The sequence below is a fragment of the Streptomyces sp. HSS9-12 genome (assembly GCF_054963655.1).
This window is the reverse complement of record NZ_JBUEGC010000053.1, coordinates 15,212-41,645: the sequence shown is the minus strand read 5'-3', so window position 1 is coordinate 41,645 and position 26,434 is coordinate 15,212. Positions and strand designations below refer to the sequence as shown.

At 71.1% G+C, this 26,434-nt stretch carries 29 protein-coding genes and 1 pseudogene; 19 read left to right on the top strand and 11 right to left on the bottom strand.

From position 1 onward, the window contains the following. Positions 1–177: 177 nt before the first annotated feature. The 7 genes and pseudogenes from ACY34J_RS24115 to ACY34J_RS24085 all read left to right on the top strand — a co-directional run bounded on the left by ACY34J_RS24115 (position 178) and on the right by ACY34J_RS24085 (position 5,486). Complete coding sequence (locus ACY34J_RS24115; RefSeq protein ID WP_462728706.1) at positions 178–1,272, top strand: Re/Si-specific NAD(P)(+) transhydrogenase subunit alpha; 1,095 nt, start codon at positions 178–180, stop codon at positions 1,270–1,272. Further along, entirely contained in the window at positions 1,269–1,589 is a 321-nt protein-coding gene (locus tag ACY34J_RS24110) for an NAD(P) transhydrogenase subunit alpha part 2 (protein ID WP_462728705.1), read from the top strand. The genes ACY34J_RS24115 and ACY34J_RS24110 overlap by 4 nt, the downstream gene beginning before the upstream one ends. Further along, positions 1,582–2,970 (top strand): NAD(P)(+) transhydrogenase (Re/Si-specific) subunit beta, encoded by a 1,389-nt coding sequence (locus ACY34J_RS24105; protein WP_462728704.1) that lies wholly within the window; start codon positions 1,582–1,584, stop codon positions 2,968–2,970. Before ACY34J_RS24110 ends, ACY34J_RS24105 begins: the two co-directional genes overlap by 8 nt. Before the next feature lie 76 nt (positions 2,971–3,046). Next, positions 3,047–3,147, top strand: a pseudogene (locus tag ACY34J_RS24100) (GTP 3',8-cyclase MoaA); the annotation flags it as partial. 82 nt (positions 3,148–3,229) lie between these two features. Further along, the gene (locus ACY34J_RS24095) at positions 3,230–3,865 is read left to right on the top strand and encodes an ATP-binding cassette domain-containing protein (protein WP_462728703.1); all 636 of its coding nucleotides are present in this window, start codon (positions 3,230–3,232) and stop codon (positions 3,863–3,865) included. Continuing rightward, entirely contained in the window at positions 3,862–4,725 is an 864-nt protein-coding gene (locus tag ACY34J_RS24090; protein WP_462728702.1) for a metal ABC transporter permease, read from the top strand. Before ACY34J_RS24095 ends, ACY34J_RS24090 begins: the two co-directional genes overlap by 4 nt. Continuing rightward, positions 4,683–5,486 (top strand): metal ABC transporter solute-binding protein, Zn/Mn family, encoded by an 804-nt coding sequence (locus tag ACY34J_RS24085; protein ID WP_462728701.1) that lies wholly within the window; start codon positions 4,683–4,685, stop codon positions 5,484–5,486. The genes ACY34J_RS24090 and ACY34J_RS24085 overlap by 43 nt, the downstream gene beginning before the upstream one ends. 337 nt (positions 5,487–5,823) lie before the next feature. Here ACY34J_RS24085 and ACY34J_RS24080 read toward each other — a convergent pair whose 3' ends face one another. Continuing rightward, positions 5,824–7,503 carry a class I adenylate-forming enzyme family protein gene (locus ACY34J_RS24080; RefSeq protein ID WP_462728700.1) on the bottom strand — a complete coding sequence of 560 codons (1,680 nt, stop codon included), beginning with the start codon at positions 7,501–7,503 and terminating at the stop codon, positions 5,824–5,826. Beyond that, complete coding sequence (locus ACY34J_RS24075) at positions 7,500–9,263, bottom strand: CoA transferase (protein WP_462728699.1); 1,764 nt, start codon at positions 9,261–9,263, stop codon at positions 7,500–7,502. Before ACY34J_RS24075 ends, ACY34J_RS24080 begins: the two co-directional genes overlap by 4 nt. Before the next feature lie 202 nt (positions 9,264–9,465). Between ACY34J_RS24075 and ACY34J_RS24070 the strand changes: the two genes are divergently transcribed. Beyond that, on the top strand, positions 9,466–10,590 hold the full coding sequence (locus tag ACY34J_RS24070; RefSeq protein WP_462728698.1) for an acyl-CoA dehydrogenase family protein: 1,125 nt from the start codon (positions 9,466–9,468) through the stop codon (positions 10,588–10,590). A gap of 17 nt (positions 10,591–10,607) precedes the next feature. On the opposite strand, the gene ACY34J_RS24065 is transcribed toward ACY34J_RS24070, so the two are convergent. Then, on the bottom strand, positions 10,608–11,660 hold the full coding sequence (locus tag ACY34J_RS24065) for a sugar ABC transporter permease (RefSeq protein WP_462728697.1): 1,053 nt from the start codon (positions 11,658–11,660) through the stop codon (positions 10,608–10,610). After that, complete coding sequence (locus ACY34J_RS24060; protein ID WP_462728709.1) at positions 11,657–12,814, bottom strand: MFS transporter; 1,158 nt, start codon at positions 12,812–12,814, stop codon at positions 11,657–11,659. Before ACY34J_RS24060 ends, ACY34J_RS24065 begins: the two co-directional genes overlap by 4 nt. A gap of 620 nt (positions 12,815–13,434) precedes the next feature. Here ACY34J_RS24060 and ACY34J_RS24055 point away from each other — a divergent pair. The 5 genes from ACY34J_RS24055 (at position 13,435) to ACY34J_RS24035 (ending at position 16,612) form a co-directional block, all read left to right on the top strand. Continuing rightward, positions 13,435–13,818, top strand: coding sequence for a hypothetical protein (locus ACY34J_RS24055; protein ID WP_462728696.1), 384 nt, complete (start codon positions 13,435–13,437; stop codon positions 13,816–13,818). 143 nt (positions 13,819–13,961) lie between these two features. Beyond that, the gene (locus ACY34J_RS24050; RefSeq protein WP_462728695.1) at positions 13,962–14,648 is read left to right on the top strand and encodes a sigma-70 family RNA polymerase sigma factor; all 687 of its coding nucleotides are present in this window, start codon (positions 13,962–13,964) and stop codon (positions 14,646–14,648) included. Between the two features lie 233 nt (positions 14,649–14,881). Continuing rightward, positions 14,882–15,055, top strand: coding sequence for a 50S ribosomal protein L32 (rpmF, locus tag ACY34J_RS24045; protein WP_462728694.1), 174 nt, complete (start codon positions 14,882–14,884; stop codon positions 15,053–15,055). Positions 15,056–15,107: 52 nt separating this feature from the next. Next, complete coding sequence (locus ACY34J_RS24040) at positions 15,108–16,307, top strand: GTP-binding protein (RefSeq protein WP_462728693.1); 1,200 nt, start codon at positions 15,108–15,110, stop codon at positions 16,305–16,307. Positions 16,308–16,411: 104 nt separating this feature from the next. Continuing rightward, on the top strand, positions 16,412–16,612 hold the full coding sequence (locus ACY34J_RS24035) for a hypothetical protein (RefSeq protein WP_462728692.1): 201 nt from the start codon (positions 16,412–16,414) through the stop codon (positions 16,610–16,612). Between the two features lie 7 nt (positions 16,613–16,619). Here ACY34J_RS24035 and ACY34J_RS24030 read toward each other — a convergent pair whose 3' ends face one another. Continuing rightward, a complete protein-coding gene (locus ACY34J_RS24030; protein WP_462728691.1) occupies positions 16,620–18,587 on the bottom strand; it encodes a heavy metal translocating P-type ATPase in 1,968 nt (655 codons plus the stop codon). 100 nt (positions 18,588–18,687) lie between these two features. Between ACY34J_RS24030 and ACY34J_RS24025 the strand changes: the two genes are divergently transcribed. Beyond that, positions 18,688–19,056 carry an ArsR/SmtB family transcription factor gene (locus tag ACY34J_RS24025; protein ID WP_462728690.1) on the top strand — a complete coding sequence of 123 codons (369 nt, stop codon included), beginning with the start codon at positions 18,688–18,690 and terminating at the stop codon, positions 19,054–19,056. 111 nt (positions 19,057–19,167) lie between these two features. On the opposite strand, the gene rpsN is transcribed toward ACY34J_RS24025, so the two are convergent. Continuing rightward, positions 19,168–19,473: a 30S ribosomal protein S14 gene (gene rpsN / locus ACY34J_RS24020; protein WP_462728689.1), complete on the bottom strand. Its 306-nt coding sequence runs from the start codon at positions 19,471–19,473 to the stop codon at positions 19,168–19,170. Beyond that, positions 19,473–19,736 carry a 50S ribosomal protein L28 gene (gene rpmB, locus ACY34J_RS24015; protein WP_462728688.1) on the bottom strand — a complete coding sequence of 88 codons (264 nt, stop codon included), beginning with the start codon at positions 19,734–19,736 and terminating at the stop codon, positions 19,473–19,475. The genes rpsN and rpmB overlap by 1 nt, the downstream gene beginning before the upstream one ends. Positions 19,737–19,823: 87 nt before the next feature. Here rpmB and rpmG point away from each other — a divergent pair, with 87 nt between their 5' ends. Genes rpmG through rpsR form a run of 4 tightly spaced genes read left to right on the top strand, consistent with a single transcriptional unit; the run spans position 19,824 to position 21,682 of the window. Next, positions 19,824–19,988, top strand: a complete 165-nt coding sequence (gene rpmG, locus ACY34J_RS24010) for a 50S ribosomal protein L33 (RefSeq protein ID WP_462728687.1) — start codon at positions 19,824–19,826, stop codon at positions 19,986–19,988. 7 nt (positions 19,989–19,995) lie between these two features. Further along, entirely contained in the window at positions 19,996–20,247 is a 252-nt protein-coding gene (locus tag ACY34J_RS24005) for a type B 50S ribosomal protein L31 (RefSeq protein WP_462728686.1), read from the top strand. Continuing rightward, positions 20,244–21,401 (top strand): CobW family GTP-binding protein, encoded by a 1,158-nt coding sequence (locus tag ACY34J_RS24000; protein WP_462728685.1) that lies wholly within the window; start codon positions 20,244–20,246, stop codon positions 21,399–21,401. Before ACY34J_RS24005 ends, ACY34J_RS24000 begins: the two co-directional genes overlap by 4 nt. A 41-nt stretch (positions 21,402–21,442) precedes the next feature. Continuing rightward, positions 21,443–21,682 (top strand): 30S ribosomal protein S18, encoded by a 240-nt coding sequence (gene rpsR, locus ACY34J_RS23995; protein WP_462728684.1) that lies wholly within the window; start codon positions 21,443–21,445, stop codon positions 21,680–21,682. A 221-nt stretch (positions 21,683–21,903) separates the two neighbouring features. Here the strand turns inward: rpsR and ACY34J_RS23990 are convergent, their stop codons facing one another. Both ACY34J_RS23990 and ACY34J_RS23985 read right to left on the bottom strand, forming a co-directional pair. After that, positions 21,904–22,770, bottom strand: a complete 867-nt coding sequence (locus ACY34J_RS23990; RefSeq protein ID WP_462728683.1) for a TIGR03943 family putative permease subunit — start codon at positions 22,768–22,770, stop codon at positions 21,904–21,906. After that, the gene (locus tag ACY34J_RS23985) at positions 22,758–23,774 is read right to left on the bottom strand and encodes a permease (protein ID WP_462728708.1); all 1,017 of its coding nucleotides are present in this window, start codon (positions 23,772–23,774) and stop codon (positions 22,758–22,760) included. Before ACY34J_RS23985 ends, ACY34J_RS23990 begins: the two co-directional genes overlap by 13 nt. Before the next feature lie 324 nt (positions 23,775–24,098). Here ACY34J_RS23985 and ACY34J_RS23980 point away from each other — a divergent pair, with 324 nt between their 5' ends. Continuing rightward, positions 24,099–25,169 carry a GTP-binding protein gene (locus tag ACY34J_RS23980; protein WP_462728682.1) on the top strand — a complete coding sequence of 357 codons (1,071 nt, stop codon included), beginning with the start codon at positions 24,099–24,101 and terminating at the stop codon, positions 25,167–25,169. 174 nt (positions 25,170–25,343) lie between these two features. On the opposite strand, the gene ACY34J_RS23975 is transcribed toward ACY34J_RS23980, so the two are convergent. Continuing rightward, complete coding sequence (locus tag ACY34J_RS23975) at positions 25,344–25,700, bottom strand: ATP-binding cassette domain-containing protein (RefSeq protein WP_462728707.1); 357 nt, start codon at positions 25,698–25,700, stop codon at positions 25,344–25,346. Next, on the bottom strand, positions 25,697–26,368 hold the full coding sequence (locus ACY34J_RS23970; protein WP_462728681.1) for an ABC transporter transmembrane domain-containing protein: 672 nt from the start codon (positions 26,366–26,368) through the stop codon (positions 25,697–25,699). The genes ACY34J_RS23975 and ACY34J_RS23970 overlap by 4 nt, the downstream gene beginning before the upstream one ends. Between the last annotated feature and the right edge of the window lie 66 nt (positions 26,369–26,434).

The following is a 26,434-nucleotide window of genomic DNA, read 5'->3' as shown; positions in this document are numbered from 1 at the left end:
AACGGCGGCACTGGCCCGTCAGGCGATGTGAGCGGCCGTGAAATCCCTGGAGAGACGCGCTCCTGGGTGGCTGGGGGCTTGCGGGACGCGCCGCCGGCCCCCTGGACAGGCCGGCCCTGGCAGCAGCCCGTCGTCGGACCGTGAACGCCCCGCCCACTCACAGCCGGGAAGAGGAACATGACGCTCATCGGAGTCCCCCGGGAGACCGCGACCGGCGAACGCCGCGTCGCACTGGTGCCCAAGGTCGTCGAACGGCTGCGTGCCGCGGGCCTCGCCGTCGTGGTGGAGGCCGGCGCCGGGGCCGGGGCACTGATCCCCGACAAACAGTACGAACAAGCGGGAGCCACCCTCGGAGATCCGTGGCCGGCCGAGGTCGTGGTGAAGGTGAACCCGCCGACGCCATCCGAGATCGACCTGCTGAGCGCGGGATCCACGGTGATCGGCTTCCTCGCGCCGCTGACCAGACCGGAGGTCGCCGAGCAGCTGTGCCTGAGGGGCGTCACCGGCTTCGCGATGGAGGCGGTGCCGCGGATCTCCCGCGCGCAGTCCATGGACGCGCTCTCCTCCCAGGCCAACGTCGCCGGGTACAAGGCGGTGCTGCTCGCCGCGGAACGCTCCACCCGATTCTTCCCCATGCTCACCACGGCCGCGGGAACGGTGAAGCCCGCCACCGTCCTGGTGCTCGGTGTGGGCGTCGCGGGGCTCCAGGCGCTGGCCACTGCCAAGCGGCTCGGCGCCCGTACCACCGGCTTCGATGTCCGGCCCGAGGTCGCGGAGCAGGTCCGCTCGCTCGGTGCGCAGTGGCTCGAACTGGGCGTCACGGCATCCGGTGACGGCGGTTACGCCCGCGCGCTGTCCGAGGAGGAACAGGCCGAGCAACAGCGCCGGCTGACCGAGGCGATCTCCGGCTTCGACGTGGTGATCACCACCGCGCTCGTCCCGGGACGCCCGGCGCCGAAGCTGGTCACCGCCGAGGCCGTGCGGCGGATGCGCCCCGGCGGCGTGGTGGTCGATCTCGCCGGGGAGACCGGCGGCAACTGCGAACTCACCGCACCGGGCGAAACGGTGGTACGGCACGACGTCACCATCGCTGCGCCGCTGAACCTGCCGGCGACGATGCCCGAGCACTCCAGCGAACTGTACGCGCGCAACGTACAGGCGCTCCTCGAACTCATGCTGACCGACGGCAAGCTCGTACCGGACTTCTCGGACGAGATCCTCGCCGCCTGCTGCGTGACGCGGAACATCGACCTGTTGACGGAGGCCCGATGATGTTCCTGGCCAACCTGGCGATCCTGGTGCTGGCCGGCTTCGTCGGCTTCGCAGTGATCTCCAAGGTGCCCAACACGCTGCACACCCCGCTCATGTCGGGCACGAACGCCATCCACGGCATCGTGCTGCTCGGGGGCCTGGTCGTGCTCGGCATCTCGGCGTCGGGGCCCGTCGACAAGCTGCTGCTGGTCGTCGCGATCGTGTTCGGCACGATCAACGTGGTCGGCGGCTTCCTGGTGACCGACCGCATGCTCGGCATGTTCAAGAAGAAGCCGGACGGGGCCGGAAGCGGAAAGGACGCGGCCAGCCATGGGTGACCTGATCACGATCCTCTACATCATCGCGTTCGCCCTGTTCATCCACGGCCTCATGGGCCTGACCGGCCCGCGGACGGCGGTGCGCGGCAACCTCATTGCGGCCGCCGGCATGGTCATCGCGATCGTGGCGACCCTGCTGACCCCCGGGATGAGCAACTGGTGGCTGATCGTGCTCGGCCTCGTCCTGGGCACGGTGATCGGCGTGCCGGCGGCGCAGCGGGTCAAGATGACCGCGATGCCGCAGATGGTGGCGCTGTTCAACGGCGTGGGGGGCGGCGCCGTCGCCCTCATCTCGTGGGTCGAGTTCCGGGACAGCGACGGTTACGCGACGGTGGCCGGATACGTCATGGTCACCTCGCTGTTCGCCGCGCTCGTCGGCTCGGTGTCGTTCTGGGGCTCGCTGATCGCCTACGGCAAGTTGCAGGAGGTCCTGCCGGGCAGGCCGATCAGCCTGGGCCGGGGCCAGCAGCCGCTCAACCTGGCGGTGCTGCTCGCCTCCGTCGCCTGTGCGGTCGCCATCGGCCTGGGCCAGACGTCCGAGGCGCTGATCATCGGCGTCCTGGTGTTCGCGGCGCTGCTCGGTGTCATGGTGGTGCTGCCGATCGGCGGCGCCGACATGCCGGTGGTGATCTCGTTGCTCAACGCGTTCACCGGACTGTCGGCCGCGGCCACCGGCCTGGCGCTGGACAACACCGCGATGATCGTCGCGGGCATGATCGTCGGCGCCTCCGGCACCATCCTCACCGACCTGATGGCCAAGGCGATGAACCGGTCCATCCCGGCCATCATCGCCGGCGGGTTCGGCGGGACGGGCGTCACCGCGGGGCCGGGGGCCGGCCCCGCGGACCAGACGGTGCGGCAGACCAGCGCGGCCGACGCGGCGATCCAGATGGCCTACGCGAGCCAGGTGGTCGTCGTCCCCGGCTACGGCATGGCCGTCGCGCAGGCCCAGCACGCCGTACGCGAGATGGCCGACCTCCTCGAGGGGCGGGGCGTGGAGGTCAAATACGCCATCCACCCCGTCGCGGGACGCATGCCCGGCCACATGAACGTGCTGCTCGCCGAGGCCGACGTGCCGTACGAGCAGCTCAAGGAGATGGACGACATCAACGGGGAGTTCAGCCGCACCGACGTGGCGCTGGTGATCGGGGCGAACGACGTCACCAACCCGGCCGCCCGCTCGAACCCGAACTCGCCCATCTACGGGATGCCGATCCTGAACGTGGACCACGCGAAGTCGGTCATCGTGCTCAAGCGGTCGATGAACCCCGGGTTCGCCGGCATCGACAACGAGCTGTACTACGACCCCAAGACCTCGATGCTCTTCGGTGACGCGAAGTCCTCCGTCGCCGAGGTCACCGAGGAACTCAAGGCCCTGTAACCGTTCGTGGACCGTGGAGCGGTCGAGCGCGCAGGCGTCCGGCCGCTCCACGCATCACCCCGAGGGGGCGGAACCCGTGCTGATCGACACCTACGGACGGATCGCCACCGATCTGCGGGTCTCGCTGACCGACCGCTGCAACCCGCGCTGACCTACTGCATGCCCGAGGAGGGCCTGGCCTGCTCGCCGGAGTGCCTGCCGAGTCGCGGGAACTGAACGCTGTCCTCATCCGACTCTTGGTCGTGATGAGGGAGGTGTGATGGGCGGCCTGGAGGTGCGGATGCACGAGGTCGGCTGCCGGCATGGGCGGGTGGACGCTGTCCGCGGCGTGGATCTCGAGGTCCCGGCCGGTGAGCGCGTGGCGCTGACCGGTACCAACGGCTCCGGGAAGACCACGCTGGTGCGGGCGGTCCTCGGTCTGCACCGGCAGGTGCGGGGCGAGATCCTGGTCGGTGGCCGGGGCACGCGCTCGGCCGCCGAGTGGGCGTGGCGACGGCGGGCATGCGCGTGGATTCCGCAGAAGCCCGCAGGGGGCCGGTTCCCGCTGTTGGCGGGTGAGTTGCTCGCGAGCAGCGGAGCCCCGGCCGAGGCGTCGGACGCGGCCCGGCAGCTGGGGGTCGGCAGACTGGAAGACCGCGCTCTGCACACCCTGTCCGGTGGCCAGCTTCAGCGTATGTACCTGGCCAGGGCGGTCGGCTGCGTCGCCGCCGGGGCCGGGGTGCTGCTCGCCGACGAGCCTACGGCCGCCCTCGACTTCGCCGGTCAGGCGGAAGCGGCCGATGTGCTGCTGTCCCTGCCGGTCACCCTGGTCGTGGTGACGCATGACCGGGCGCTGGCGGACCGCTGCGACCGCGTGCTGGAGATGGCCGCGGGCCGACTGCGGGAGGTGCCGTGACCCTCGCCGCCAACGTCGCCGAACTGCTGCAGCTCGCGCCGGTCCAGCGGGCAGGCTCTGCCCTGTTCCTGGCGGCCGTCGGCCTCCCGGTGATCGGTGTGGTGATCGTGGGGCTGGACATCATGCCGGTGCGTTTCGCCATGATGCACGTCGCTCTGCTGGGCATCGCGATCGGGCTGCTGACCGGTCTGGACCCCATGCTGTGCGCGCTGCTGGCCTGTGCGCTCGCGGGCGCCGGAGTCGCCCCGATGGCCCGTACCCCGGACGGGCTCTCCGGGGCGATGGGCTTGTTGATGAGCCTGGCCATCGCAGCCGCCCTGCTGGTGCTCGCGGTCTCGGGGGTCAATGCCTCCGGGGCGTTCGCGTTGCTGTGGGGGTCGATTCTCTCGGTGGGGACCGCCGACCTGGTGGTGCTCGGGGTGCTGGCCGCCCTTGTGCCGGGTCTCTTCTGGTGGCGGCGGCGCGATGTCGCGCTGCTGCTGTACGACCGTGAGCTCGCCCTGTGCTCCGGGGTGCCGGTCGCGCCACTGACCCTGATTCTCCTGGTTCTGGTCGCCGTGGCGGTCGCAGGTGCGATCAAGCTGACCGGCGCGCTGCTGGTCGATGCGCTGACGCTGCTCCCTGCGCTGGCCGCGCGACGTCTGGGGTCCTCCCTGAAGTCGATCACTGTCTGGGCGGTGGCCATCGGCGTCGCCGTCAATCTGACGGGCTTTCTCGTCGCCTTGTCCATGGATCTGCCACCGGGGCCGGTCCTCGTCCTGACGGCCGGAGCCGTCGTCCTCGCCGTCCATCTCATACCTGAACGGAGATTCAGCTCATGGCGCCCAGCCGCGTCCGCTTCGCACCCCTTCTCGCACTGACCGCGAGCCTCGCCCTGATCTCAGGGTGCGGCGGCTCCGACGCCTCGTCCTCCGCCGAGGGCAAGCACCCGCACGACGGGGCTCCGGTGGTCGTGGCCACCACGACCTGGGAAGGGGCGTTCGCCAAGGCTGCGGGTGCCAAGGACGTGAAGGTCATCGTTCCGCAGTCGGTGCACCATGCCCCCGACTACGACCCCAAGCCCTCCGATCTGGCAGCGGTGGCCGACGCCGACTTCGTGCTGTACGCGCCCTTCGAGCCGTACGCCGAGAAGATCAAGGAGGCCGCCGGGTCCGATGCCGAGTTGGTCGAGGTGAAGCTCGACAACGACGCCGACAAGGCAACCGCCGAAGTGGCCCGGCTGGGGAAGCTGTTCGGCACCGAGGACGCCGCAGCCACCTGGAAGAAGTCGTTCGACACCGAATACGGAAAGCTCCGGAAGGATCTCAAGGGCGCCTGGCCGGGCGGCAAGGCACCCACCGCGGTCACCCAGGTCTTCACCGCCTGGTCGGCCAAGATGGCGGGCGCGGACGTCATCGGGACGTACGGACCCGAGGCCGTGACAGCGAAGCAGCTGTCCGTACTGTCGGCGAAGAAGCCCGCACTGGTGCTGGACAACGCTCATATGTCCACGGGCACGGTGCTGCCCGACTCGGGTGCCAAGCAGGTGAAGATCGTCAACTACCCGGGTGAGGACCTGGATCTGCTGTCTGTCTACCGGAACGCCGCCGCCGAGCTGAAGAAGGCCATGGGCGCGTCCTGACGCCGACGGCGTACTCGCCGGGAGGTCCTGGGGCAGCTGTGCACCCCGGGCCTCCCGGCACCTGACGCGCCGCGAGACCGCGCGTGATTCCGGTCGCCTGGCGGTCGACGCTGTCGCCTTCGGCAGTCGGCGTTCCGCCGGGGGTGCACAACGGCCGTGTGCCATCGCGACGATGGCCTCTCCAGCAGGGGTGTCCCACCCCTCGGCGGCCGTTGGCCGTCTCCCTCGGGCACGTCGCGTGGACGGGGCGGTCGGCCTCGTCCGGCGGCGCCAGGCCTCGTAACGACAAGGCGGGAGGGCACCCGGGGTGCCCTCCCGCTTCCGCGCCTGTGCGCTGTCAGCCGGCCTGTGCGAGCTGATCCATGGTGGCCGACCGCGCCGACGGCAGGCTCTCGGTCAGCCGCCGACGCAGCGTGGCCCGGTCGGGCTTACCCGCCGGCGTCAGCGGCAGCTCGTCCACCACGAGGAGGCGCTCGGGGTGTTTGCGCCGCTCCAGTCCGCGCCTGGTGAGGTGCTCGCAGAGCGAGTCGAGCGTGGGGACGCCGTCGGGGCGCGCCACCACGCAGGCCGCCAGCCTCTCGCCCATCAACGGATCCGGAACGCCGACGCACAGCACGTCGCGTACCAGGGGATGGGAGGTGAGTTCCCGCTCCACCTCGGCGGGGCTGATGTTGGCGCCGCCGCGGATGACGATGTCCTTGAGGCGTCCGGCGACGTGCAGGACGCCGTCGTCGAGGAAGCCGAGGTCGCCGGTGCGTACCCAGCCGTCGGGTGTGCGGTAGCGGGCGTCGAGTTCGGGGGCGCCGACGTAACAGAGGGGGGTCATCGGGCCGCGCGCGATGATCTCCCCGATCCGGCCGTCCGGCAGCGTTTCGTGGGTGTCCGGATCCGTGATGCGGATCTCGGCCACGCGGGGGTCCGGCCGGCCGGCGACGACACCGGAGCCATCGGTGGGCGGCGTCATGTGGTCCAATCCGGTGTGGCAGTTGACGCCGTCGGCCGACCCGTAGAGGTTGACGACCGGGCAGCCGAACGCCTGGGCGGCACCGGTCGCCGTCGCTTCGTCCAGCGGTGCCCCGCCGAGGACCAGGGCGGTGGGGGCGGGCAGCTTCTCGCCTGTTTCGTCGAGCCGGTCGAGCATCATGCGCACCATGGTGGGCACGCCGAGGATGTGCGTCGGCTCATGCTCCCGTATCGCCGTGAGGGCGCCTTCGGGGGTGAAGTGGTCGAGCAGGACGAGGGTTCCCCCATGGCGGGCGAGGGCGACCGACGTTCCGTTGGAGCCGAAGGCGGTGGCGAGCGGCACCAGGAACAGGCAGCGTGGCGGGGTGTTGTCCGGGATGAGCGAGGCGAGGAAGTTGCCGCGTCCGCCGGCCAGCGCGTTGTGCGAGTAGGCGACCATCTTGGGCTCGGCCTCGGAGCCGGACGAGACCAGGATGCGGGCCGGGCTGTCGGGGTCGGGCCGGGCGGGGGCGAAGCCGATCGGGTCCGAGCGCATCAGCCGCGAGAGAGGGGTCGTTCCCTCAGGGGCGGTGCCGGGCCCCGCGGCTATGACGTGGCGCAGCGCCGGAAGAGCGCCGGTCAGGGTGTGCAGGTCGGCGGCGTGGTGGGAGCCGCGGTGCTCGACGGCGGCGATCACGGCGACAGCCTCGGCGCGCCGCAGCAGACACTCGGCCTCAAGGGTCCCCCGGCCGACCGGGAACGGCAGGGCTATCGCTCCGAGGGCCGCCAGGGCCAGGTCCGCGATGACGGCGTTGCGGTTGTTGGGGAGCTGGACGCCGACCACGTCGCCCGGCCGTATGCCGAGGTCTCTGAGGCCGGTGGCCAGACATCGGACCTTGCGGTCCAGGGCGGTATAACACAGTTGTCCCTTGGCATCCACAACGGCGGTGCGGTGCAGGTCCGCGATCTGGCGCGCGCGGAACAGGCTGTAGAGGTCGAGGTCGGGGCAGGCCCCTTCGACCACCCAGGACCGCCGGACTTCGGTGGGTACCAGGTCGTGCAGCTCGAGGGTCATGCGAAGCTCCAGGGGTCGGGAACGGCCAGGGCGCCGTGGGCGTCGCGGCTGATGGAGCCGGCGAAGCGCGGATCGTGGTGCAGGCCGGCCAGGTCGGTGGTGACGGGGGTCGCGGTCAGGCCGTGGGCGCGCAGCTCGGCCAGGGCCTCCTCGGTGGGCAGCCGGCTCAGATCATGGGCGGCCGCTTCGGCGGCGCAGGCGTCGGTGGCTGCGACGAGGCCGTCGGCGGTCGGCAACGGGCGGCGGAATCCCGCCGGGCGGCGCGGGTCGCGGCCTTCGGCGGCTCTGCGCAGCGCGGGTGCGGTGAGGACGTCGGCCGCACCGAGGAGGGACGAGTCCACCCGTACGCCTCTGCCGGTGCGCTCCCGCAGGAGCAGCCCGGCCAGTACGGCTTCGGTGCCGAGCAGGCCGCCGAGCACGTCGAGCAGGGTCATCAGGGACGGCGCCGGGGGCTCGTCGGCCGGACGGACGGCTTCGCCGACGCCGGTACGGGCCTGGACCATGAAGTCGGTTCCCATGGGGGCGCCGGGCAGCCGGTCGGCCCAGCCGCTGGTGTAGGCGTAGACGAGCGCGGGGTTGGCAGCGGCCAGATGTTCCCGGTCCAAGCCGAGTTGCGCGGCCTTGCCGGGGGCCCAGTTGTGCAGGAAGACGTCCGCCTCGGCCGCCATCTCGCGCAACCGCCGCCGGTCGGGCTCGGATTTGATGTCCACCTCGACGGCCTTCTTGCCCCGGTTGAGGGCGAGCCAGCGCGCCGAGGTCCCGGAACACGCCGGGGGCATGCCGCGCAGCGGGTCGCCGCCCGGTGGCTCGATCCGGATGACCTCGGCGCCGAGCAGCCCAAGCAGGTGTGCGGTGAGCGGGGCCTGGATACGGCGCCCGGCCTCGAGCACGGTCAGGCCGGCCAGGGGCGCGTCACCTGCTCCGCCGGAGCCGGCGTGGGATGCGTCGTACGAGGTCAGCTTCCAGGGGGGTGCCGCGTCGTACCGGGAGGCACGGTCGGCGAGCGAACGCAGGCGGCACAGATCGGCGCCCGAGGTCTCGGCGGCGTGTCGTATCTCCTCCCAGGAGCACGCCCGGACCGTGGTGTGCAGGGCACCGGGAAACGGTGCGCAGGCTGTCGCGTACCGGAACTGGAAGGGCCGCCAGCCGGACCGTATCGCGTCCTCGGGAGCGCCGAGCGCCCGCCAGAACGCGGCCCACACGCCCGCATCGAGGGTTTCCAGCTCGAAGACGGTGCCGTCGGCGGCGGTGAACGGAGGTCCGCCGGGGGCGAGTTCCGCTGCCTCGCCCTCGTCGGCCCCGGCCGCGGCGAGGTACTGGGACACCGTGAGGAGCCCGGCCCGGTCGGCGCTGGTCCGCACCCCAGTGGCCCGGCCGCCGCGAGCGTGGGCGAGCAGCCCGGCCAGCAGCCCCTGCACGGTGAGTACGGCGGTGGCGGTCGCGGCGTAGTCGGCGGCCAGGCCGCGCGGGCTGCCGTCGCGGCGACCGTGCACGGCCATGATCCCGGTGGCGGCCTGTACGGTGGCCTCGTCGGCGATCCCGCTGTTGGAGCCGGTGCGGGCCCACGCCGTCTCGGCGTGGAGCTCATCGAACCCGGCACCGGAAAGAGCGAAACAGCCGCCCCGGTTGTCGTCTGTCCCCGCCCCCAGCAGCCGCAGATGTTCGGCGACAAGTCCGTCGGCCGGTCCCGGCGGACCCGAGGTTTCAAGGCGCAGTCCGTCGAGTGGCCGGACCGTCCGCGTGATCGCTGGTGACGCCATGCCTCTCCTCTCCTGGCGGCGGCGGTGGCCCCGCCTGGGATGTTCGGAAGACGGGAACCGGGGGGTGTTCGCGCCCGACCAGTTCCACGGAGAGACAGTCGGACTGTCGTTCCCATGGGTTCCCCGGGGATGGAGGAAAGTGGTGGAGAGCCAGGCCGATGCGGCGCGCGGACTACCTCATTGCCCGCGAGAAGTACGGGAGTTGAGGGATCGGGTCGCGTCTTTCGTGCGGGAGAGGGTGATGCCCCGCGAGCCCGTACTGGACGGCGGCGGCCCCGCTGCCACGGCCGCCCTGCGCACACTCCGGCGAGAGGCCAGGAACGAGGGCCTGTGGGCACTGCCCCTCCCGGCAGAGCTCGGCGGTCAAGGTCTGCCGCTGCGGTGGTACGCGCATGTGGCCGAGGCCGAGGGGGCGAGCGACCACGGACCCGCGGCGTTGGGCTCGGCAACGCTGCTGGACGCGATCATGCTGGAGCGGCATGGCAGCGAACGGGTGCGTGAATCGCTTCTCCAGCGGCTGGTCGCGGGGGAGGTGCGTGCGTGTTACGCCATGACGGAACCCGACACGGCGGGCACCGACCCTTTGCTCACCGGTACCCGGGCCGTGGCGGGGGCGGACGGCGGCTGGACCGTCAGCGGCCGGAAGTGGTTCACCTCCGGTGCCGCCGACGCGGACCTCGTCACTGTTCTCGCCCGCACCGACGGCGCGCCCGCGGACCGCGAAGGGCTGTCCCTGCTGCTGGTGCCCACTGACTCGCCCGGCTTCCGTGTGGTGCGCGAATTGCCGGTCCTCGGCGCCGGCGGACAGTGGGAGATCGAACTCGACCAGGTCACCGTGGACGGCGACCACCTCATCGGCGAGCGCGGCAAGGCGCTGGCTGTCGCGGGGGAGCGGCTGCAACTGGGCCGGACCCTGCGCTGCCTGCGCTGGCTCGGCCAGGCTCAACGTGCGTTCGACCTGATGCGTGACCGGGCGGTGACCCGTGCCCGGTCACGCGGCCCCCTGGGCGACCTCCAGCTCGTGCAGCGGCAGGTCTTCGAGGCGCTGCTTGCCCTGCGCAGCACCCGTCCGCTGGTCTTCGAGGCAGCGGCTCTCCTCGACGCGGGCTTGGACGCGCACGTGGAGGTGGGCCTGGCGAAGGTCGCCGCGGCGCGTATGCTCCAGCAGGTGGCCGACGCCGCCATCCAGGTGTACGGGGCAGCCGGTCTCGGCCCGGACACCCCGCTTCCGGCGCTCTTCCGCTCCGGTCGCACGGCGCGGATCCTCGACGGCCCGGACGAGTTGCACATCACGTCCGTCGCGCGTCGTGTGCTCCGAACGGACTGACCGACCTCCGGACGGCCCTATGCGTCCCGGACGTCGACGAGGCCGGTGAGCACGGAGAGGCCGTACGCGAGGAAGAAGTCGCCCCAGATCAGCTCGTGTTGGATGGCGGTGCTCCGGTCGAGGTCGTAGCAGCCGCCCAGCAGCATGCCGGGCGGCCGGTGCTCCCCGGATCCGGTCAGGTGCGCCTGGACCAAGTGCTCCAGCGTGTCCACCGCATGCTCGTACCAGCAGGACTCGCCCGTGGCGTGGGCGAGTTTCAGCAGCGCGACCGCCTCGATGGCGGCGGCGGAGGTGTCGAGCGGGCCGTCGGGCCGGGCAGCGTCGGCCGGCGGGACAGGCATCGGACCGGGGGCGGCAAGCTGCCGTGCCGGCCGCTCGAATTCCCCGGGGCCCAGGTGCTGCAGTGCGTCGGCCACCGCGAGCAGCAGCCACGGGCGGCCCCTGCTCCAGCCAGGCGTCGGAGTGTCGCAGCTGCTCCAGCCCGCGGCCGGATCGAACCGCCACGCCGGCCGCAGCACTCCGTCCGCCAGGCACAACCGGAGATGCCCGCGCAGGTGTGATCCGGCCGCTGTCACACCGTCCGGGCCGGCCGCGGCCAAGAGCTGCACCATGCCCGGCACCCCGTCGGCGCGCGCCAGCAGACGCGGACCCCCGAAGGCCGATCCCCAGGGCACCAGGCCGAGTTCGGGATCGAAGGCCTCCAGACAGGCCCGAGCCGCCCGGTCTCTCAGGTCCGCCGCGCGGTCCTCACCTCCAGGGCCGGCAGCGAGCGCCGTCCCGTACCAGAGGATGAGGCCCCGGGTGGCGGTATCGGCCCCGGCCCACCGCGCCAGTCGATCCGTGCACCGTACCGCGGCGTCGCGATCGTCCTTGTCCTCGGTGTGCAGAGCGCGCAGCCACAGCAGCCCCGCCCAGAATCCCCCCGTCCACGAACCTCGGCCGGTGGTCGTCCAGCGACCGCTGTCCGGATCGGCGAACAGGGGGAATCGGTCACCCACGTCGTCCCGGGTGGTCGCCACACGGCCGAGGACCCTCGCAAGGGCCGGCGCCGCCCACGCGGGTGTGCTCATGTCTCTCCCGCGGCACGCCGGCGCCGGTCCCGTACGGCCCAGAGCACGGCGGTCGCGCAGGCGCCCGCGAACTCGGCCGCCACCAGCAGCCAGCCGGGCCCGTAGTGCCCCGCCTCCGCCAACAGACCGAACAGCGGCGGGCCGACGGCGAACCCGCCGAAGAATCCCGCCGAGACCAGGGCCGAGTCCTGCCCCGCCCGGCCCGGCGCCGCACGCTGCATGACCAGGACCATCGACACGGCGTTGCCCGCCACCGCGAAGACCCCTACGGCCACGGCGGCCACCCACGCCAGGGGAGGTACGAAGGCGGCGCTCGCCAGCAGCAGTGCCGCCCCGACCGCGCCCGCCGCCAGGCCGCCCGGCAACCACTCGGCACGCCCTGGGCGACCCGCCACCTTCGACCAGCCCACCCGCCCCGCGATGCCGGCGACACCCAGCACCGCCACCAGCGCACCTGCGGCAGTCGGGCCCAAGCCCAGCCGCTGCGCGCCGAAGAGCGCCAGGTAGGTGTTGACCGACGCGATCCCGCAGCCCAGCAGCAGGGAGAACACCGACAACCAGGCGATCGCGCCACGCGGCACGATCGACGGACGCGGACCCCGCGACGCCGCGGCCGCGGGATCTGCCGGCAGAGTACGAGCCGCCCAGACCGCCGCGACGACCGCTGCCCCCGCCGCTGTCCACACCGCTCCCCGCCAGCCGACGGCCCCGGCCAGCGCCGCGAGCGGAAGTCCCGCGGCGAAGGCTCCGAGTTGCACCCCCGACTGCTTCATGCCGGTCACCGAACCTCGCCTCTCGGGCGGCACGGCGGCCAGGATCGCCTTGTTGGTCGCGGGGTTGGCCAGCGCCTGCGGCAGTCCGCCCAGCGCGACCGCCACAAGCAGGAACCCGGCGCCGGGCGTCGCCCCGATCAACGCCAGCGCCGCCGCGGACACCAACAGCAGCGCGACCAGGCAACGGCGCGGACCCACCCGGTCCACCACCCGCCCACTCGCCGGGGACAGCAGGGCCGCCGCCCCGAACCCGATCGTCGTGGTCAGGCCCAGAAGCGTAGGAGAGACGCCCAACTGGTCGACGAGCCGCGGGCCCAGCGCCCCAAGAAGGAACAGCTGCATCATCGAGAACGCCATGGCGCAGGTCAGCAGGGCCGTCATGGCGCCGGATGCCCGGTTCCCGTCCGCTGCTACCGAAGCAGCACGCGCTACCCGCTCCGCGCTCACGATGTCTCCGTTCCCCTGTGATGTTCCCCTGTGATGTTCCCCTGTGATGTTCCCCTGTGATCATGTGCACCTGGCCAGGAGTCGGCTCGTAAGCCCGACAAGTTCCCGCCATCACATGTGACTTGTGTCATATCAGCTGGAGTGAGCGGCGCCCGTGGAATGTACGTACCCGGCGTTTGGCGACGTGGTGTGGATGCGAGGATGTGGCTGCCATGACAGCAGGGTGGGCTTTTCGCGCGGTGCGGGCTGCGGTGTTCGCAGCCGTCTGCGTGTTGCTCGCCGCCATCGGTCACGTGATGACATCGGGATGCGCCGTCCCGTGGTGGGCCCTGGCCACCGGGGCCACAGCGACCGGTGCCATGGCGTGGTGCCTCGCCGACCGCGAACGCAGCCCGCTCGCCGTCGTCTCGGTCGCGGTCGCCACTCAGGCCGTATTGCATTCCACATTCTCCTTGGCCCAGGCCGCTGTTCGACCTGCGCTCCCGGACAGTTCCTCATTCTCCCGGCAGTGGGCGCAGCACCTGTTGTGCGGGGCGTCGGACACCACATCTCACATGCACGGGTCCCCGCTTGGCATGGGCCACGCGTCCATGACCGGCCACGCCGGGCACGCCATGCACGCCGCGATGGACAGCGCGTCGATGCCGACAGCACACGGAATGGACGGCATGTCCTCGGCCGGCATGCTGGCGGCGCACGTGCTGGCCGCGCTGCTGTGCGGGCTGTGGCTCGCCCACGGCGAGCGGGCCGCCTTCCGTATCCTGCGCGCCCTCGCCGGATGGTTCGTCGCACCACTACGACTGCTGATTCGTCTCCCCGCACCGCCGCACCGGCCGCGCCTCCTCGGTCACCACCGAGCCTGCCGTGCGCCGCGGCAGCCGACCCTTGTGTACGCCATCACCTCTCGGGGTCCGCCTGCCGGGATCGCTGTCATCTGACAGCCGGCTCCCCGACGGCGCGACGCATCACGCATCGCTCGCCTCGGGCATCGGCCGCCCCGCCATGCGGCGTGGCCGTACGACGTACCGGACCCGTCGCCGCACGGCTCCGGATCCCGGAATTCCGAGAAGGACACAAGGCGATGAAACCTGCCCTGCCCACTCCTCTTCCGCGATGTACTGATGCGCGGCCATCACCCCCATCACGCCCCACGGCCTCACGTGACGACGCCATAACGGCATGGGCACTCGCCGCCCGGAGTGGCGACGCCGATGCCTTCGAACGGTTCGTCCGCGCCCTTAGGCCCGACGTTTGGCGATATGTGGCCTTTCTGAGCGCGGACCCGCAAGCCGCGGATGACCTGACGCAGGAGACCTTCCTGCGGGTCCTGGGCAGCTTGCACCGCTTCGAGGGTCGATCCTCCGCACGCACATGGCTGCTGTCCATAGCGCGGCGGGCGGTGGTGGACCGGCTCCGCTACACCGCGGCTCGGCCGCGGCTGCTGGACACGGACGACTGGCAGTCCGCCGCCGAGCAGGTCCAGCCCCAGGACCTGCCCGGATTCGAAGACGCCATCGCGCTTGCCGAACTGCTGGACTCCCTCCCTGACGAGCGTCGCGAGGCCTTCGTCCTCACCCAGCTGCGGGGGCTGCCCTACGCCGAGGCGGCACTGGCCACGGGCTGCCCGGTGGGCACCGTGCGCTCCCGGGTCGCCCGTGCGCGTATGTCTCTGATCGCGCTGCTGCGGGACGCTGAGGAAACCGCTGCTCAGCGGGACTACTCCGGGCCCGTCGACAGGGAGCCCGCCCTCGCGCGTTCCGCGGCCTGATCACTGCTCGCCGGAGAGGCCAGGGGCGCAGGGACGCGAGGTCGCTGCGCCCCTGGCGGCCTGGGGCCCCGTGGCCTTCTTCGCTGCTCGCGGCAGCGATGCTGTCGGCGAGCGTCGGTGCTGAGCAGGGAGATGGCACATACGGCGCGGCCGCCGGCCCGGATTTTTGCTTATGACATTCGTTTTCATGTAGCTTCGGGGCTCCATCCACCGTCCCTCAGGAGGTTTCGCCCATGGCCGTGCCCAAGCGCAAGGTGTCCCGCAGCAACACCCGCCACCGCCGCGCGCAGTGGAAGGCGAACACCCCGGACCTCGCGGTGATCTACGTCGACGGCCGCGCCCACCAGGTGCCGCGCCGGCTGGTCCGCGCCTACGAGCGCGGTCTGCTGCCCGTGCCCGGGAACTGACGGGCCGTGCACCGCAGTCCCGCAGCCGATCCCGTATGAACAGGAACCGCCCGTGTCCGACTCCGCCGCATCCGCTGTCCCCGCCCGCCGTCTCCCGGTCACGGTGCTGTCCGGGTTCCTGGGCGCGGGCAAGACCACGCTGCTCAATCACGTCCTGCACAACCGCGCGGGGCTTCGCGTGGCCGTGATCGTGAACGATATGAGCGAGGTCAACATCGATGCGGCGCTGGTGCGGGACGGTGGTGCTTCGCTGTCCCGCACCGAGGAGCGGCTGGTCGAGATGACCAACGGCTGCATCTGCTGCACGCTGCGGGACGACCTGCTGGAGGAGGTGGACCGGCTCGCCCGCGCGGGCCGGTTCGACTACCTGCTCATCGAGTCCAGTGGGATTTCCGAGCCCATGCCAGTGGCCGCCACCTTCTCCTTCGCCCGCGACGACGGGGCGATGCTCGCGGACGTCGCGGCCCTGGACACCATGGTCACCGTCGTCGACGCCGCGAACTTCCTGTCCGAGATGGCGCGTGGCGACGAGCTGACGGAGCGGGGCCTGGACCAGTACGAGGACGACGAGCGGACCGTCAGCGACCTGCTGATGGACCAGGTCGAGTTCGCCGACGTGATCGTGCTCAACAAGCTGGACCTCGTCACCGGCGCGGAAGCGACCCGGCTGCGGGCCACCTTGGCCCGCCTCAACCCCTCGGCCCGGATCGTGCAGGTGCGACACGGGCAGGTGGACCCGGCCGAGATCCTCGGCACCGGTCGCTTCGACGTGGAGAAGGCCCAGCAGGCCCCCGGCTGGGTCGCCGAACTCAACGGCGATCACGTGCCGGAGACCGAGGAGTACGGAATCTCCAGCCTGGTCTTCCGAGCGGACCGGCCTTTCCATCCTGAGCGGTTGTGGCGCTTCGTCGCCGAGGACCTCGACAGCGGAGGGTACGGCGACATCCTGCGCTCCAAGGGCTTCTTCCGGCTCGCCACCCGCCCCGCCGTCACCGGGCTGTGGTCCCAGGCCGGCGTCGTCGCCCGCTTCGAGCCGGCCGGTGTCCGAAGTGGCGAACAGCAGGCGCAGGAGCTGGTCTTCATCGGCACCGCCCTGCGCAAGGACGCCCTGGCTGATCGGCTGACCGCCTGCCTCCTGGAGGACGGCGAGTCCGCCGCCGGGCTGGACGACCCGTTCCCGTCCTGGGAGACGTACGGCATCGACGACGCCTGCGAGCACGAGCACGCCCACGAGTCCGCTGCCACCGGCTGAGGAGCACACCGTACGAGCGACTGCCTTGGGCCGTGCGGCCTGGGGGCACTCCCCCTGGCTTCGCCGGGGGTACCCCACCCGGCCGAAGGCCGGGGGAGAATGTCGTGGTGGTTCAGCCCTCGAGCGACGGCCGGCGCAGAGGCGGCCGCTCGACCTGGATCGGCTGGGCGATGGACGACGACTGCACCGACGGCATCCGCGCGTGGGTGGCGGCCGGCGGGCCGGGCATGGCCGAGCCGCCGGCCACCCTCGCGCTGCCGTTCGTCTGTCCGCCGAGCGCCGCTCGGGCCCGTGCTCGCCGCTGATGCCGCCTCAGCATGCGGCCGCCCGGCGCCACGCCGACTCGCGCAGCAGGCGGAGGCCATTGAGCCCGACCAGGACGGTGGAACCCTCGTGACCGGCGACTCCGAGCGGCAGCGGCAGATGCCCGGCCAGGTCCCAGACCACCAGACCGCCGATGCAGACGGAGGCGACGACCAGGTTCTGCACCACCAAGCGGCGGGCTCGGCGGGAGAGGGCGACGACGGTGGGGACGGCGGACAACTCGTCGCGTACGACGACAGCGTCGGCCGCGTCAAGCGCCAGACCCGATCCGGCCCTGCCCATGGCGATACCGCTGTCGGCGGCGGCGAGCGCCGGAGCGTCATTGACGCCGTCGCCGACGACGAGCACCTTCTGCCCGTCCGCCTGCCACTCCCGCACGACCGAGACCTTGTCCTGCGGCAGCAGTCCGGCGCGGACATCCGTGATGCCGGCGTCGCCGGCCAGGCGGGCGGCGGCGCGCTTGTTGTCGCCGGTCACCAAGGCCGGGGCATTGCCGGTGAGTTCGCCGAGTACGGCCACCGCCTCCGCGGCACCGCTGCGGATCCGGTCGGAGACGGCGAGCACGGCGACGGGCGAGCCGTCGACCCGTACGACCACGGCCGTGCGGCCGGCCTGCTCCATCTCCAAGACAACGGCACGAGCGTCCTCGGCCGCGCCGTCGAGCAACGAGGCAGGGCTGCCGACCTCGACCGTACGGCCCGCGATGTCAGCCCGTACTCCGCGGCCGGGAAGGGAGGAGAACGCCCGCGCCTTCTCCAGCCGCAGACCGCGTTCCTGCGCGGCCGCGACCACGGCTCGTGCGAGGGGGTGCTCGCTCGGGTACTCGGCCGCTCCGGCCAGCTCCAGCGCGGTGTCCTGGGCGAGTCCGCTGCCCGGCAACGCCCGTACCTCAACGACGCGAGGAGCACCTTCCGTAAGGGTCCCCGTCTTGTCCAGAGCCACCCGGGTCACCGCGCCCAACTGCTCCATGGCGACGGCGGACTTGACCAGAACGCCGTGCCGCCCTGCGTTGGCGATCGCGGACAGCAGCGGCGGCATCGTGGCGAGCACCACCGCGCACGGCGAGGCCACGATCATGAACGTCATGGCCCGCAGCAGCGTCTCGGTGAAGTCGGCACCGAAGGCAAGCGGGACCGTGAAGAGCGCGAGCGTGGCGACGACGACACCGACCGAGTAGCGCTGCTCGACCTTCTCGATGAACAGCTGGGTCGGCGCCTTCGTCCGGCTCGCCTCCTCGACCATGGCGACGATCCGGGCGATGACCGAGTCAGAGGCATCCCGCCCGACGCGAACGCGCAGCGCACCCGTGCCGTTGACAGTGCTCGCGAACACCTCGTCACCAGCCGCCTTCGCTACGGGCAGCGGCTCGCCGGTGATGGTGGCCTGGTCGACCTCGCTCGCCCCGTCGAGCACCCTGCCGTCGGCAGGAAGCCGCTCACCGGGCCGCACCAGCACGGTGTCGCCCACCCGCAGTGCCGTCGCATTCACCTGTTCCTCGCCGCCGCCGGGGTTGAGGCGCACGGCCGTGGCCGGGGCCAGATCGAGCAACCCGCGCACCGAGTCCTCGGTGCGCCGGGTGGCGAGCGCCTCCAGCGCCCCGGAGACCGCGAAGATCACGATCAACAGTCCACCGTCGAGGAACTGACCGATCGCCGCCGCCCCGAGCGCCGCAGCGACCATCAGCAGGTCAACGTCGAGAGTCCGCTCCCGCAGCGCCCGGAGCCCGGCCAAGCCCGGCTCCCAGCCTCCGGAGGCGTAGCAGACCGCGTAGAGCACACCCCAGGTCCACGCCGGGGCACCGGCCAGATCGAGCGGGAAGGCCGCCAGGAACGCCGCAGCGGACAGTGCCGCCCAGCGGATCTCAGGCAGGGCGAACGGCCGGGTGCGGCGTGGCCGGGCGGAAGCCGCTGCGGCCGCGTCGAGGGTCGGCCGGTCGTCGACCAGTGCAGGAGCCATGGGGTCGCACCTCTTCGTCAGGAGGGGACATGAGGAACGCCTCCACCATAACGGAATACATGAAGAGGTCTTCAATTGTTACTCTGGATACGATGATCCCATGGGACATGGAGTCGATGGCAGGACCACACCGGCGGCGCACCTGGACGCGGATTCCGCCGCCACCATCGCCGCCACGCTGCAGGCCCTGGCCACGCCGTCGCGGCTGATGATCCTGACCCGGCTCCGTCAGGGCCCGTGCGCGGTGACCGAGCTCGCCCAGGCGGTCGGCATGGAGCAGTCGGCCGTCTCCCATCAACTGCGGCTGCTGCGTGCCCTCGGTCTGGTCACCGGCTCCCGGCAAGGCCGCCGGATCGTCTACAGCCTCTACGACAACCATGTGGCCCAGCTGCTCGACGAGGCCGTATATCACATCGAGCACCTCCGGCTGGGCGCTCGCGATCTGACTTCGGGAGCGGACCTGGGCTGACATGAAAGTGCCGCCCGGGCGGTGCCCGGACGGCATGAGAGCCCGCCTCTGGTGCCCGACTCCGGCTTCGGCAGAAGCGTGTGAGGGGGCTTCAGGCCCTCCCTGTGAAGGTCACCAGCTGCTCTTGGTCACGCCGGGAAGTTCGCCCGCATGGGCCATGTCGCGCAGGCGGATCCGGGACAGGCCGAAGGCGCGCAGGTGGCCGCGGGGGCGTCCGTCGACGGAGTCGCGGTTGCGCACCCGGGTGGCGCTGGCGTCACGCGGCTGGCGGCGCAGCTCCTGCTGCGCGGCGGCGCGCTCGTCGTCGGACGTGCGGGGGCTGGCGATGATCGCCTTCAACTCGGCGCGGCGCTCGGCGTAGCGGGCGACGATCGCGCGCCGCTGCTCGTTCTTGGCGATCTTGCTCTTCTTCGCCATCAGACCCTTTTCCCCTTACCTCCGGTAGGGTCGACCCCACCCTGGGCGCGGATACGGGCAACCGCGGCTTCGATGCCGATCGTGTCGACGGTCTTGATGCCCTTGGCACTGAGGGTGAGCCGGACGTAGCGGCCTTCGCTCGGCAGCCAGTAGCGCTTGCGCTGGATGTTGGGGTCGAACCGGCGCTTGGTGCGGCGGTGCGAGTGGGAGATGTTGTTGCCGAAGGCCGGTTTCCGGCCGGTGAGTTGGCAGTGGGCGGACATGGAGCCCCTCTTGTCGTGTGTGGTCGTTACGGCAGCACCGTACCAGCTAGATGAAAATGAAAACCAATGCTGTGTATGCTGCCGGGCATGGCCCGCAACGAACTACGTCCGATCATCAAGCTCAGGTCGACCGCCGGAACCGGCTACACCTACGTGACCCGCAAGAACCGCCGGAACAACCCCGACCGGCTGACCTTGCGCAAGTACGACCCCGTCGTCGGCCGCCACGTCGAATTCCGTGAGGAGCGCTGACCCATCCATGAAGCCAGGCATCCACCCCGAGTACCGGCCGGTCGTCTTCCGCGACCGGGCCGCAGACTACGCCTTCCTCACCCGCTCCACGGCCACCAGTGACAAGACCGTCGTCTGGGAGGACGGCAACACCTACCCCGTCATCGACGTCGAGATCTCCTCGGCGAGCCACCCCTTCTACACCGGCACCCAGCGGGTCCTGGACACCGCCGGCCGCGTCGAGCGCTTCCAGCGCCGATACGGACGGGGGGCACGGTGAGCGGCGACGGCGTGCGGCTGCCCGTAGCGATCGTCGGCGGCCTCTGCGAAGGCGCTCGTCGTGCCGCGGTCGGAGACATCCTGCGCAAGGTGCCTGGCACCGTCGTTCTCCACCACGACCTGTCCGCCGCACACCAAGGCTCGGTGCACCGCACCATCCGTGACATCAACGGCCTGGTCAGCAGCGGTGACTCCCCGCTGGTGAACGACTGTGCCTGCTGCGCGCTGCGCGAGGATCTGGTGCCCGAGCTGCTGCGGCTCGCCGATGCCGGAACGTACCGGCTGGCCGTCGTCGAACTCTGGGACTCCGTCGAGCCGCAGGCCATGGCCTCCGTCATCGCGGCAGAGGGCGAATCGCTGGAGCTGACGGGGGTGGCCACAGCGGTCGACCCGGCGCTCGTTCTGCCCTACCTCGCCAACGGCGACGACCTCGCCGAGGCCGGCCTGGCCGCCGCCCCCACCGATCAGCGCACGGTCGCCGACACCTTCGCGCGGCAGATCGAGTACCCCACGGTGATCGCCCTCGCCGAGGGCGACGAGCCGGCGGACGACGCCGATCTCGCGCTGCTCACCCAGCTCACCCCGGCCGCACGGCAAGTCCGCGTCGAAGAAGGCAGGTTGGGCGCCGCCCTGATGGCGGGGTTCGACCATGGGGCGGCGGCCGTCCGGCAGCACCCGGCATGCGCATTGCTGCCGCAGGAAGCCGACGACCACGGGGTCTCCACGCTCGTCTGGCGGCGCGACAGGCCCTTCCACCCGGGGCGGCTCTACGCGGCGCTGGAAGACCTGACCTGCGCGGCCGCCCGTATCCGGGGCCGGTTCTGGCTGGCCGACCGGCCCGACACGCTGCTGGTGTGGGACGCCGCCGGTGGTGCACTGTGCGTGGAATCCGCCGGGCCCTGGCTGGCCGCCCTGCCGGACGCCGCCTGGGACATGGTGCCCGCCGAGCGCCGCGTCGCCGCCTCGCTCGACTGGCACCCCGACCACGGCGACCGCTGCCAGCACCTCACCTTCACCTCACCCGGCCTCGACCGCGACGGACTGCTGGCCCTCCTCGACTCGTGCCTGCTCACCGACGCCGAGTACGCGGCCGGACCGGAGGCCTGGAAAGTGCTGTCGCACGCCTTCGACGACCTGCTCGACCCCGTCGCCTGAACGCGTAACCGTCCCCGTAACCGCAAGGAAAGGACCTGACCGTGCCCCGCCGCAGCAACCTCAAGCCGAAGGTTTCCAAGCGCCGTGTCAACCCGCTGGATGCCGCCGGCATCACGTACATCGACTACAAGGACACCGACCTGCTGCGGAGGTTCATCTCCGACCGTGGCAAGATCCGCAGTCGCCGGGTGACCCATGTGACGAAGCAGCAGCAGCGGCAGATCGCCCGAGCCATCAAGAACGCCCGTGAGATGGCCCTGATCCCCTACAGCTCCCGCTAGTCCCGCGTCAGCCAGGGTTTGCCCCGCTCGCCGCCCTGGCACGGCCATCTGCTGCGTTGCCCGATCGACCGAGTAGGCCCACTACGAGGCCGATCCGGGGCCTTGCAGCTGACCGCACCAGGTCACCTCGCTACCGGGCAAACCCTGGCTGACGCGGCACCAGCCACCCGCTGACCGTCGTCCCCGTCGGAGGGAGCGGCTCCCACTCCACGAGAGGCATCTCAGCGATCAGGTCCGGAGGAGCAACGGTTCTCAGGGCTTCCCAGTGCCTGTACCGCGACATCCCTGCCGGAGAGGATCGCACCGCCGCCCTGCCGAGCAGCAGGCTCTCGTCGGTTCGCGGTGCTCTTGGGTATGTCCTTGTACGGATTCTCGGGTGTGGGGATGCGCGTGACCGTGCTGACGTTCAGGGCTGGGCGTGCTGAGTCCGTGCCGACCTTGCCGGTGGGGTGCCACCCGCCGGTGACCGTCACCCAGGTGTCGGGCGGCGGGGACTTGGCGCCGTACATCCGGACTTTGAGGACCTGGGCGTCGGCGGCGCAACAGGTGACGATCAGGCGGCTGAGGTACCAGGTCTCCCTCTCGCCCGGGGTGACGAATCCGGTGAGGCGGACCGTGCGCCCCGCGAGGGATCTGCTGGTGTCCCAGCTTGCCCGGGAGCTGAATTCGCCCAGCGAGAGGTCGAGGGTGCCGTGTGCCGGGAGGGCGGGCAGACTGCTTGCTCCGGCGGTGGCGGCCTTGGCCTCGTCGCGTGAGGCGGTGTACGAGCCAAGGGCGGGGGGCGCGAAGAGGAGCAGGGTGATCGCGGGCGCGTACAGCAGCCAGGCGGCCCGCGGGCCGTTGCTGTGGTCGTAGCCATGGTCCGCATGTGCGCCGTGGTCGGGGTCCGGCCGGCTGAAAGGGAATCCGTCGCGGGCCGCGCCGACCGTACCGAGCAATACCAACAGCACGCCGGACGCGACGAGCAGCGGCCGCAGCCCCGGCTGGACGTAGCGCAGGTAGAGATCGGTGAGCAGCGCGATGTGCAGCAGGCCGGCGCCGGTCAACAGCAGAAGCAGCACTTGGAAGTTGCGCTTCACAGCAGCCACCACCCCACCAGTGCGCTGAACAGTACGGCCGTGAGCCAGGTGGCCGTCGAGAAACGGATGGCGAAAGCGCGTCCGAAGGTGCCCGACTGCAGGGCGATGAGCTTCAGATCGACCATGGGACCGACGACCATGAAAGCCAGCCGTGCGGTGGGGGAGAACCCGGTGAGCGAGGCGGCGACGAATGCGTCGGCCTCGGAGCAGACCGAGAGGATCACCGCGAGCGCAGCCAGCAGAGGCACCGCCAGCCAGGGGGAGTCGAAGAAGATCCGCAGGACGGAGTGCGGCACCGCGACGTTGAACGTCGCGGCAGCTGCGGCTCCGATGACGAGGAACCCTCCGGCGTGCAGAAAGTCATGCTGAAGGGCGACTCGGAACTCCTCCAGGCGACTGGCGCCCGGAGTATGCCCGGTGGGCCCCTTGGCCAGGCGCAGCCACTTCTCCCGGCCCGCCCTGACCCACAGCCAGCCCATGGCCACCGCGGTGGCGAGCGAGGCGACCAGACGGGCGAGCACCATCCAGGGGTTATTGGGAAAGGCGATGGAAGTCGCCACGAGAACTATCGGGTTGATGGCCGGCGCGGACAGCAGGAACGCCAGCGCCGCTGCGGGAGGCACCCCACGCCGCATCAGGCTCCCCGCCACAGGCACCGATGCGCACTCGCAACCCGGCAGGACCGCGCCGGCCACACCCGCGACGGGCACAGCGAACACCGGGTTGCGGGGCAGCACCCGAGTGAAGACAGAACTGGGTACGAAGGCGCTGATCACCGCCGATACCAGGGTGCCGAGCAGCAGGAACGGAATGCCCTGCACCACGATGGCTGTGGAGACCGTCCGCCAGGCCGCCAACGCCGGGCTCTCCAGCCCCAGGACGAGGTCCGGGCTCGGTGCCATCACGACGGTGCCGATGACCGTGATCCCCACGCCGCACAGCAGCGTGAGCAGCGTGACGCGCACGGCGGTCCGACGCTGCACGCCGCCCCTCGCGGCCGGGCGGCCGGGCAGGTCTCGCTCGCTCTCGTGCGACGGCGCCGCCGTTGCCACATCCCCCTCGGCCACGCTCCTCACCTCCGATACCCCGTAGCAGCGGACTGGCGCGCCCAAGGCTATCGGCGGTTGGCGTACGGCCCGTGGTTGTCCACAGGGCGACATCGTGAGGAGGAGAGTACTAGATAACGACAATCGTTTTCATTTATGCTGAGGTCTGATACCGAGTCGAGGAGGAGACGTGCCACTGGCGATGCTGCGGGCACGCAGGGCTGTCAACGCGTTCGTGGCCGCGATCGCGAGGGTGGGAGAGTGAGGATTGGCAGAGGGCCGGACCGGGGCTTGCTGGGCATCGTTTCCGGCAACACCCCAGAGGCGCGTAGCCGCGCATTGGACATGGTGCTGCGTGCCGCGCCCGACGCCGTGGTGCTCTCGGTCTCGGTCCAGAGCGGCCCGGACGGCCGGTACCCCTTCGTGCAGCGAGTCCTCTCATGCGACGACGAGCCGCTTCGGACCGAGCTGAGCCGTGTGGCAACCGGCGCCCCGGCCGTGATCATCCGTCAGGACCTGACGGCCATCGCCCGCCATTCGGTGCGCCCCCACGTCGTCCTTTCGCTCCCGGACAACCTGGATGCCGCACTGTTTTTGGCAGCCTTGCGGCAGACCCCACTGGGCCACACGCCGATAGGGCACTACTACGACGTGGTGCCGATCGCCGTAGGCGTCGATCCCGATCGTTTCCTGAGTGACCTGAGCTGCGTGCACCGCGCCGCCCAGATCTTCGGGCCAGGCGCCCATGCCGTACCCGTCACGCTCGCTGAGGCCGCCGCCCGCCAAGTGGAAGCCGCCGGCCTGGTGGTTCTCGGGCCTGGACGGAATGAGGCCGACGGTGGGCGAGAGGGGACCGGGGCTCTGCTCGCCCACCTCAATCCGTCGGCAGCGGTGCTGTCCGGTACCGAGGCCGGCGAGGCCGTGCAAGCGGCGCTTACCAGGCCGGACCCGCAGTGGGCCGTAGCCGGACCGGCCGATTGTCTCGAGACCGTCACCGTGCCTGTGTACCGGCGCGCAGACGACCGCGGAGTGACGCAGTCGGTCGTCAGCTGGCGCTCGGCCGGCCGCCACCTGGAACTGCGCGAGGCCGACGCCTGGTTGCAGGACGGCGACTCGCGGGCTTGGCGTGATGCCTCGCCGCTGCGCCGGACCCTGGCTTCCTGGTTCTGGGACGACTACTACGGCGAGCGCCGCAACGAGATCGTCTTCACCGGCATCGACCTGGACCAGGGTCAGCTCCGCGGCATCCTCGACGCCGCGCTGCTCGACGACCGCGACCTGTCCCGCGGAGTCGAGGGTTGGGCCGACCTGCCCGATCCGCTGCTGGGTGATGCGGAACCAGATTCCGCAACGGAGAGGTGAGTTGGCTCATGAGGCAACGGATGGTCGATTCCTGGCGAGTTTCGGCCATCACCCTCGGGTACAGGGGCTGAGCCGACCTCCTCGACGGTGCCGAGTGGCCGGGATCTGTTCCGTGTCCACACCGGCGCTCGCCGCTCTCCCTGCCGGGGAACGGCCCACGGCACTCACTCGCCCTTAGCTGGGTGCGCAAGGAGGCTTGAATTGCGCCGAGCCGATCTCGCCGACGCGCGTGTCGTAGCGTCCCGGGAGCCGATCGACGAAGTCGTGGACGTTCGCCGCGCGGGCGGCGGCCTCGATCTCGGCGTCGGAGGCGTCCGGCCGGCCCAGCGCGATGTTGGCGCGGATGGTGTCGTCGAAGAGGTAGACGTCCTGGAAGACGATGGCGATGTGGCGAAGCAGTTCGTCGGGTTCCAGCGTGCGTACATCGACTCCGCCGAGCCGTATGACGCCGCCCTGCGGGTCGGCGAAGCGGCTGATCAGCTTGGTGATCGTGGTCTTCCCGGACCCTGACGGGCCGACGAGGGCGGTCAGGCTGTGCTCGGGGACGGTGAAGTCGACCCCCTCAAAGACGGCTTGTCCTGGCCGTCGTAGGTGAAGGTGACCGACTCGAAGCGGATGTCGAAAGTCTTCGGATCGCTCCCGCCCGGACCGACCGGCAGCGGCCGCACGTCGAGGACGTCTCCCACCCTGCTCAACGCCGCCTCGGACAGCTCGAACAGCTTGGTCATCGTCGCGACCAGGCTCAGGGGCTCGGCGAACCGTGCGGCGGTGACGACCACCGCGACCAGCACCGCCGCGGACAGCCGCGCGTCCAGCACCAGCCCCGCTCCCACCGCGACCAGCGCCGCCACGGCGAGCTGCACCACGAGCTGCGCGCCCGCGACGGGCATGGCAGCGGAGCGGTTCGCCGCCGCCTGCGTTGTGTGCTGATGCGCCAGGACCGACATCAGACGCGGGGAGTCCGCCCCCGCCTGACCAGTGGCTTTGAGGACCGGCATGCCTTGGACGTACTCCACGATGCGGCTCGATGTTTCGGCGTCGGCCTCGTCCACACCCCGGAAGCCCATGTTGGAGCGCTTCTGTACCTGCCGTACGAAGGGGAGCGCCGCCACGGTGGCGGCGAGGAGGACCAGCCCGAGCCGCCAGTCCAGGGCCACGATCACGACGCCGAGCACGAACGGTACGGTCACCAGCTGCACGAACAGTGTGGATCGCCCGGGCGACCGTGATGCGCTGCCGCTGCCCGCCGGGATCAGGCAGGTCTG

Excerpts from the sequence above, each read along its gene's own strand:
- ACY34J_RS24115 (WP_462728706.1), top strand. The coding sequence starts at position 178 with ATGACGCTCATCGGAGTCCCCCGGGAGACCGCGACCGGCGAACGCCGC.
- ACY34J_RS24110 (WP_462728705.1), top strand. The coding sequence starts at position 1,269 with ATGATGTTCCTGGCCAACCTGGCGATCCTGGTGCTGGCCGGCTTCGTC.
- ACY34J_RS24105 (WP_462728704.1), top strand. The coding sequence starts at position 1,582 with ATGGGTGACCTGATCACGATCCTCTACATCATCGCGTTCGCCCTGTTC.
- ACY34J_RS24095 (WP_462728703.1), top strand. The coding sequence starts at position 3,230 with ATGGGCGGCCTGGAGGTGCGGATGCACGAGGTCGGCTGCCGGCATGGG.
- ACY34J_RS24085 (WP_462728701.1), top strand. The coding sequence starts at position 4,683 with ATGGCGCCCAGCCGCGTCCGCTTCGCACCCCTTCTCGCACTGACCGCG.
- ACY34J_RS24080 (WP_462728700.1), bottom strand. The coding sequence starts at position 7,503 with ATGACCCTCGAGCTGCACGACCTGGTACCCACCGAAGTCCGGCGGTCC.
- ACY34J_RS24075 (WP_462728699.1), bottom strand. The coding sequence starts at position 9,263 with ATGGCGTCACCAGCGATCACGCGGACGGTCCGGCCACTCGACGGACTG.
- ACY34J_RS24065 (WP_462728697.1), bottom strand. The coding sequence starts at position 11,660 with ATGAGCACACCCGCGTGGGCGGCGCCGGCCCTTGCGAGGGTCCTCGGC.
- ACY34J_RS24060 (WP_462728709.1), bottom strand. The coding sequence starts at position 12,814 with ATGACGGCCCTGCTGACCTGCGCCATGGCGTTCTCGATGATGCAGCTG.
- ACY34J_RS24055 (WP_462728696.1), top strand. The coding sequence starts at position 13,435 with ATGCACGGGTCCCCGCTTGGCATGGGCCACGCGTCCATGACCGGCCAC.
- ACY34J_RS24050 (WP_462728695.1), top strand. The coding sequence starts at position 13,962 with ATGAAACCTGCCCTGCCCACTCCTCTTCCGCGATGTACTGATGCGCGG.
- rpmF (WP_462728694.1), top strand. The coding sequence starts at position 14,882 with ATGGCCGTGCCCAAGCGCAAGGTGTCCCGCAGCAACACCCGCCACCGC.
- ACY34J_RS24030 (WP_462728691.1), bottom strand. The coding sequence starts at position 18,587 with ATGGCTCCTGCACTGGTCGACGACCGGCCGACCCTCGACGCGGCCGCA.
- ACY34J_RS24025 (WP_462728690.1), top strand. The coding sequence starts at position 18,688 with ATGGGACATGGAGTCGATGGCAGGACCACACCGGCGGCGCACCTGGAC.
- rpsN (WP_462728689.1), bottom strand. The coding sequence starts at position 19,473 with ATGGCGAAGAAGAGCAAGATCGCCAAGAACGAGCAGCGGCGCGCGATC.
- rpmB (WP_462728688.1), bottom strand. The coding sequence starts at position 19,736 with ATGTCCGCCCACTGCCAACTCACCGGCCGGAAACCGGCCTTCGGCAAC.
- rpmG (WP_462728687.1), top strand. The coding sequence starts at position 19,824 with ATGGCCCGCAACGAACTACGTCCGATCATCAAGCTCAGGTCGACCGCC.
- ACY34J_RS24005 (WP_462728686.1), top strand. The coding sequence starts at position 19,996 with ATGAAGCCAGGCATCCACCCCGAGTACCGGCCGGTCGTCTTCCGCGAC.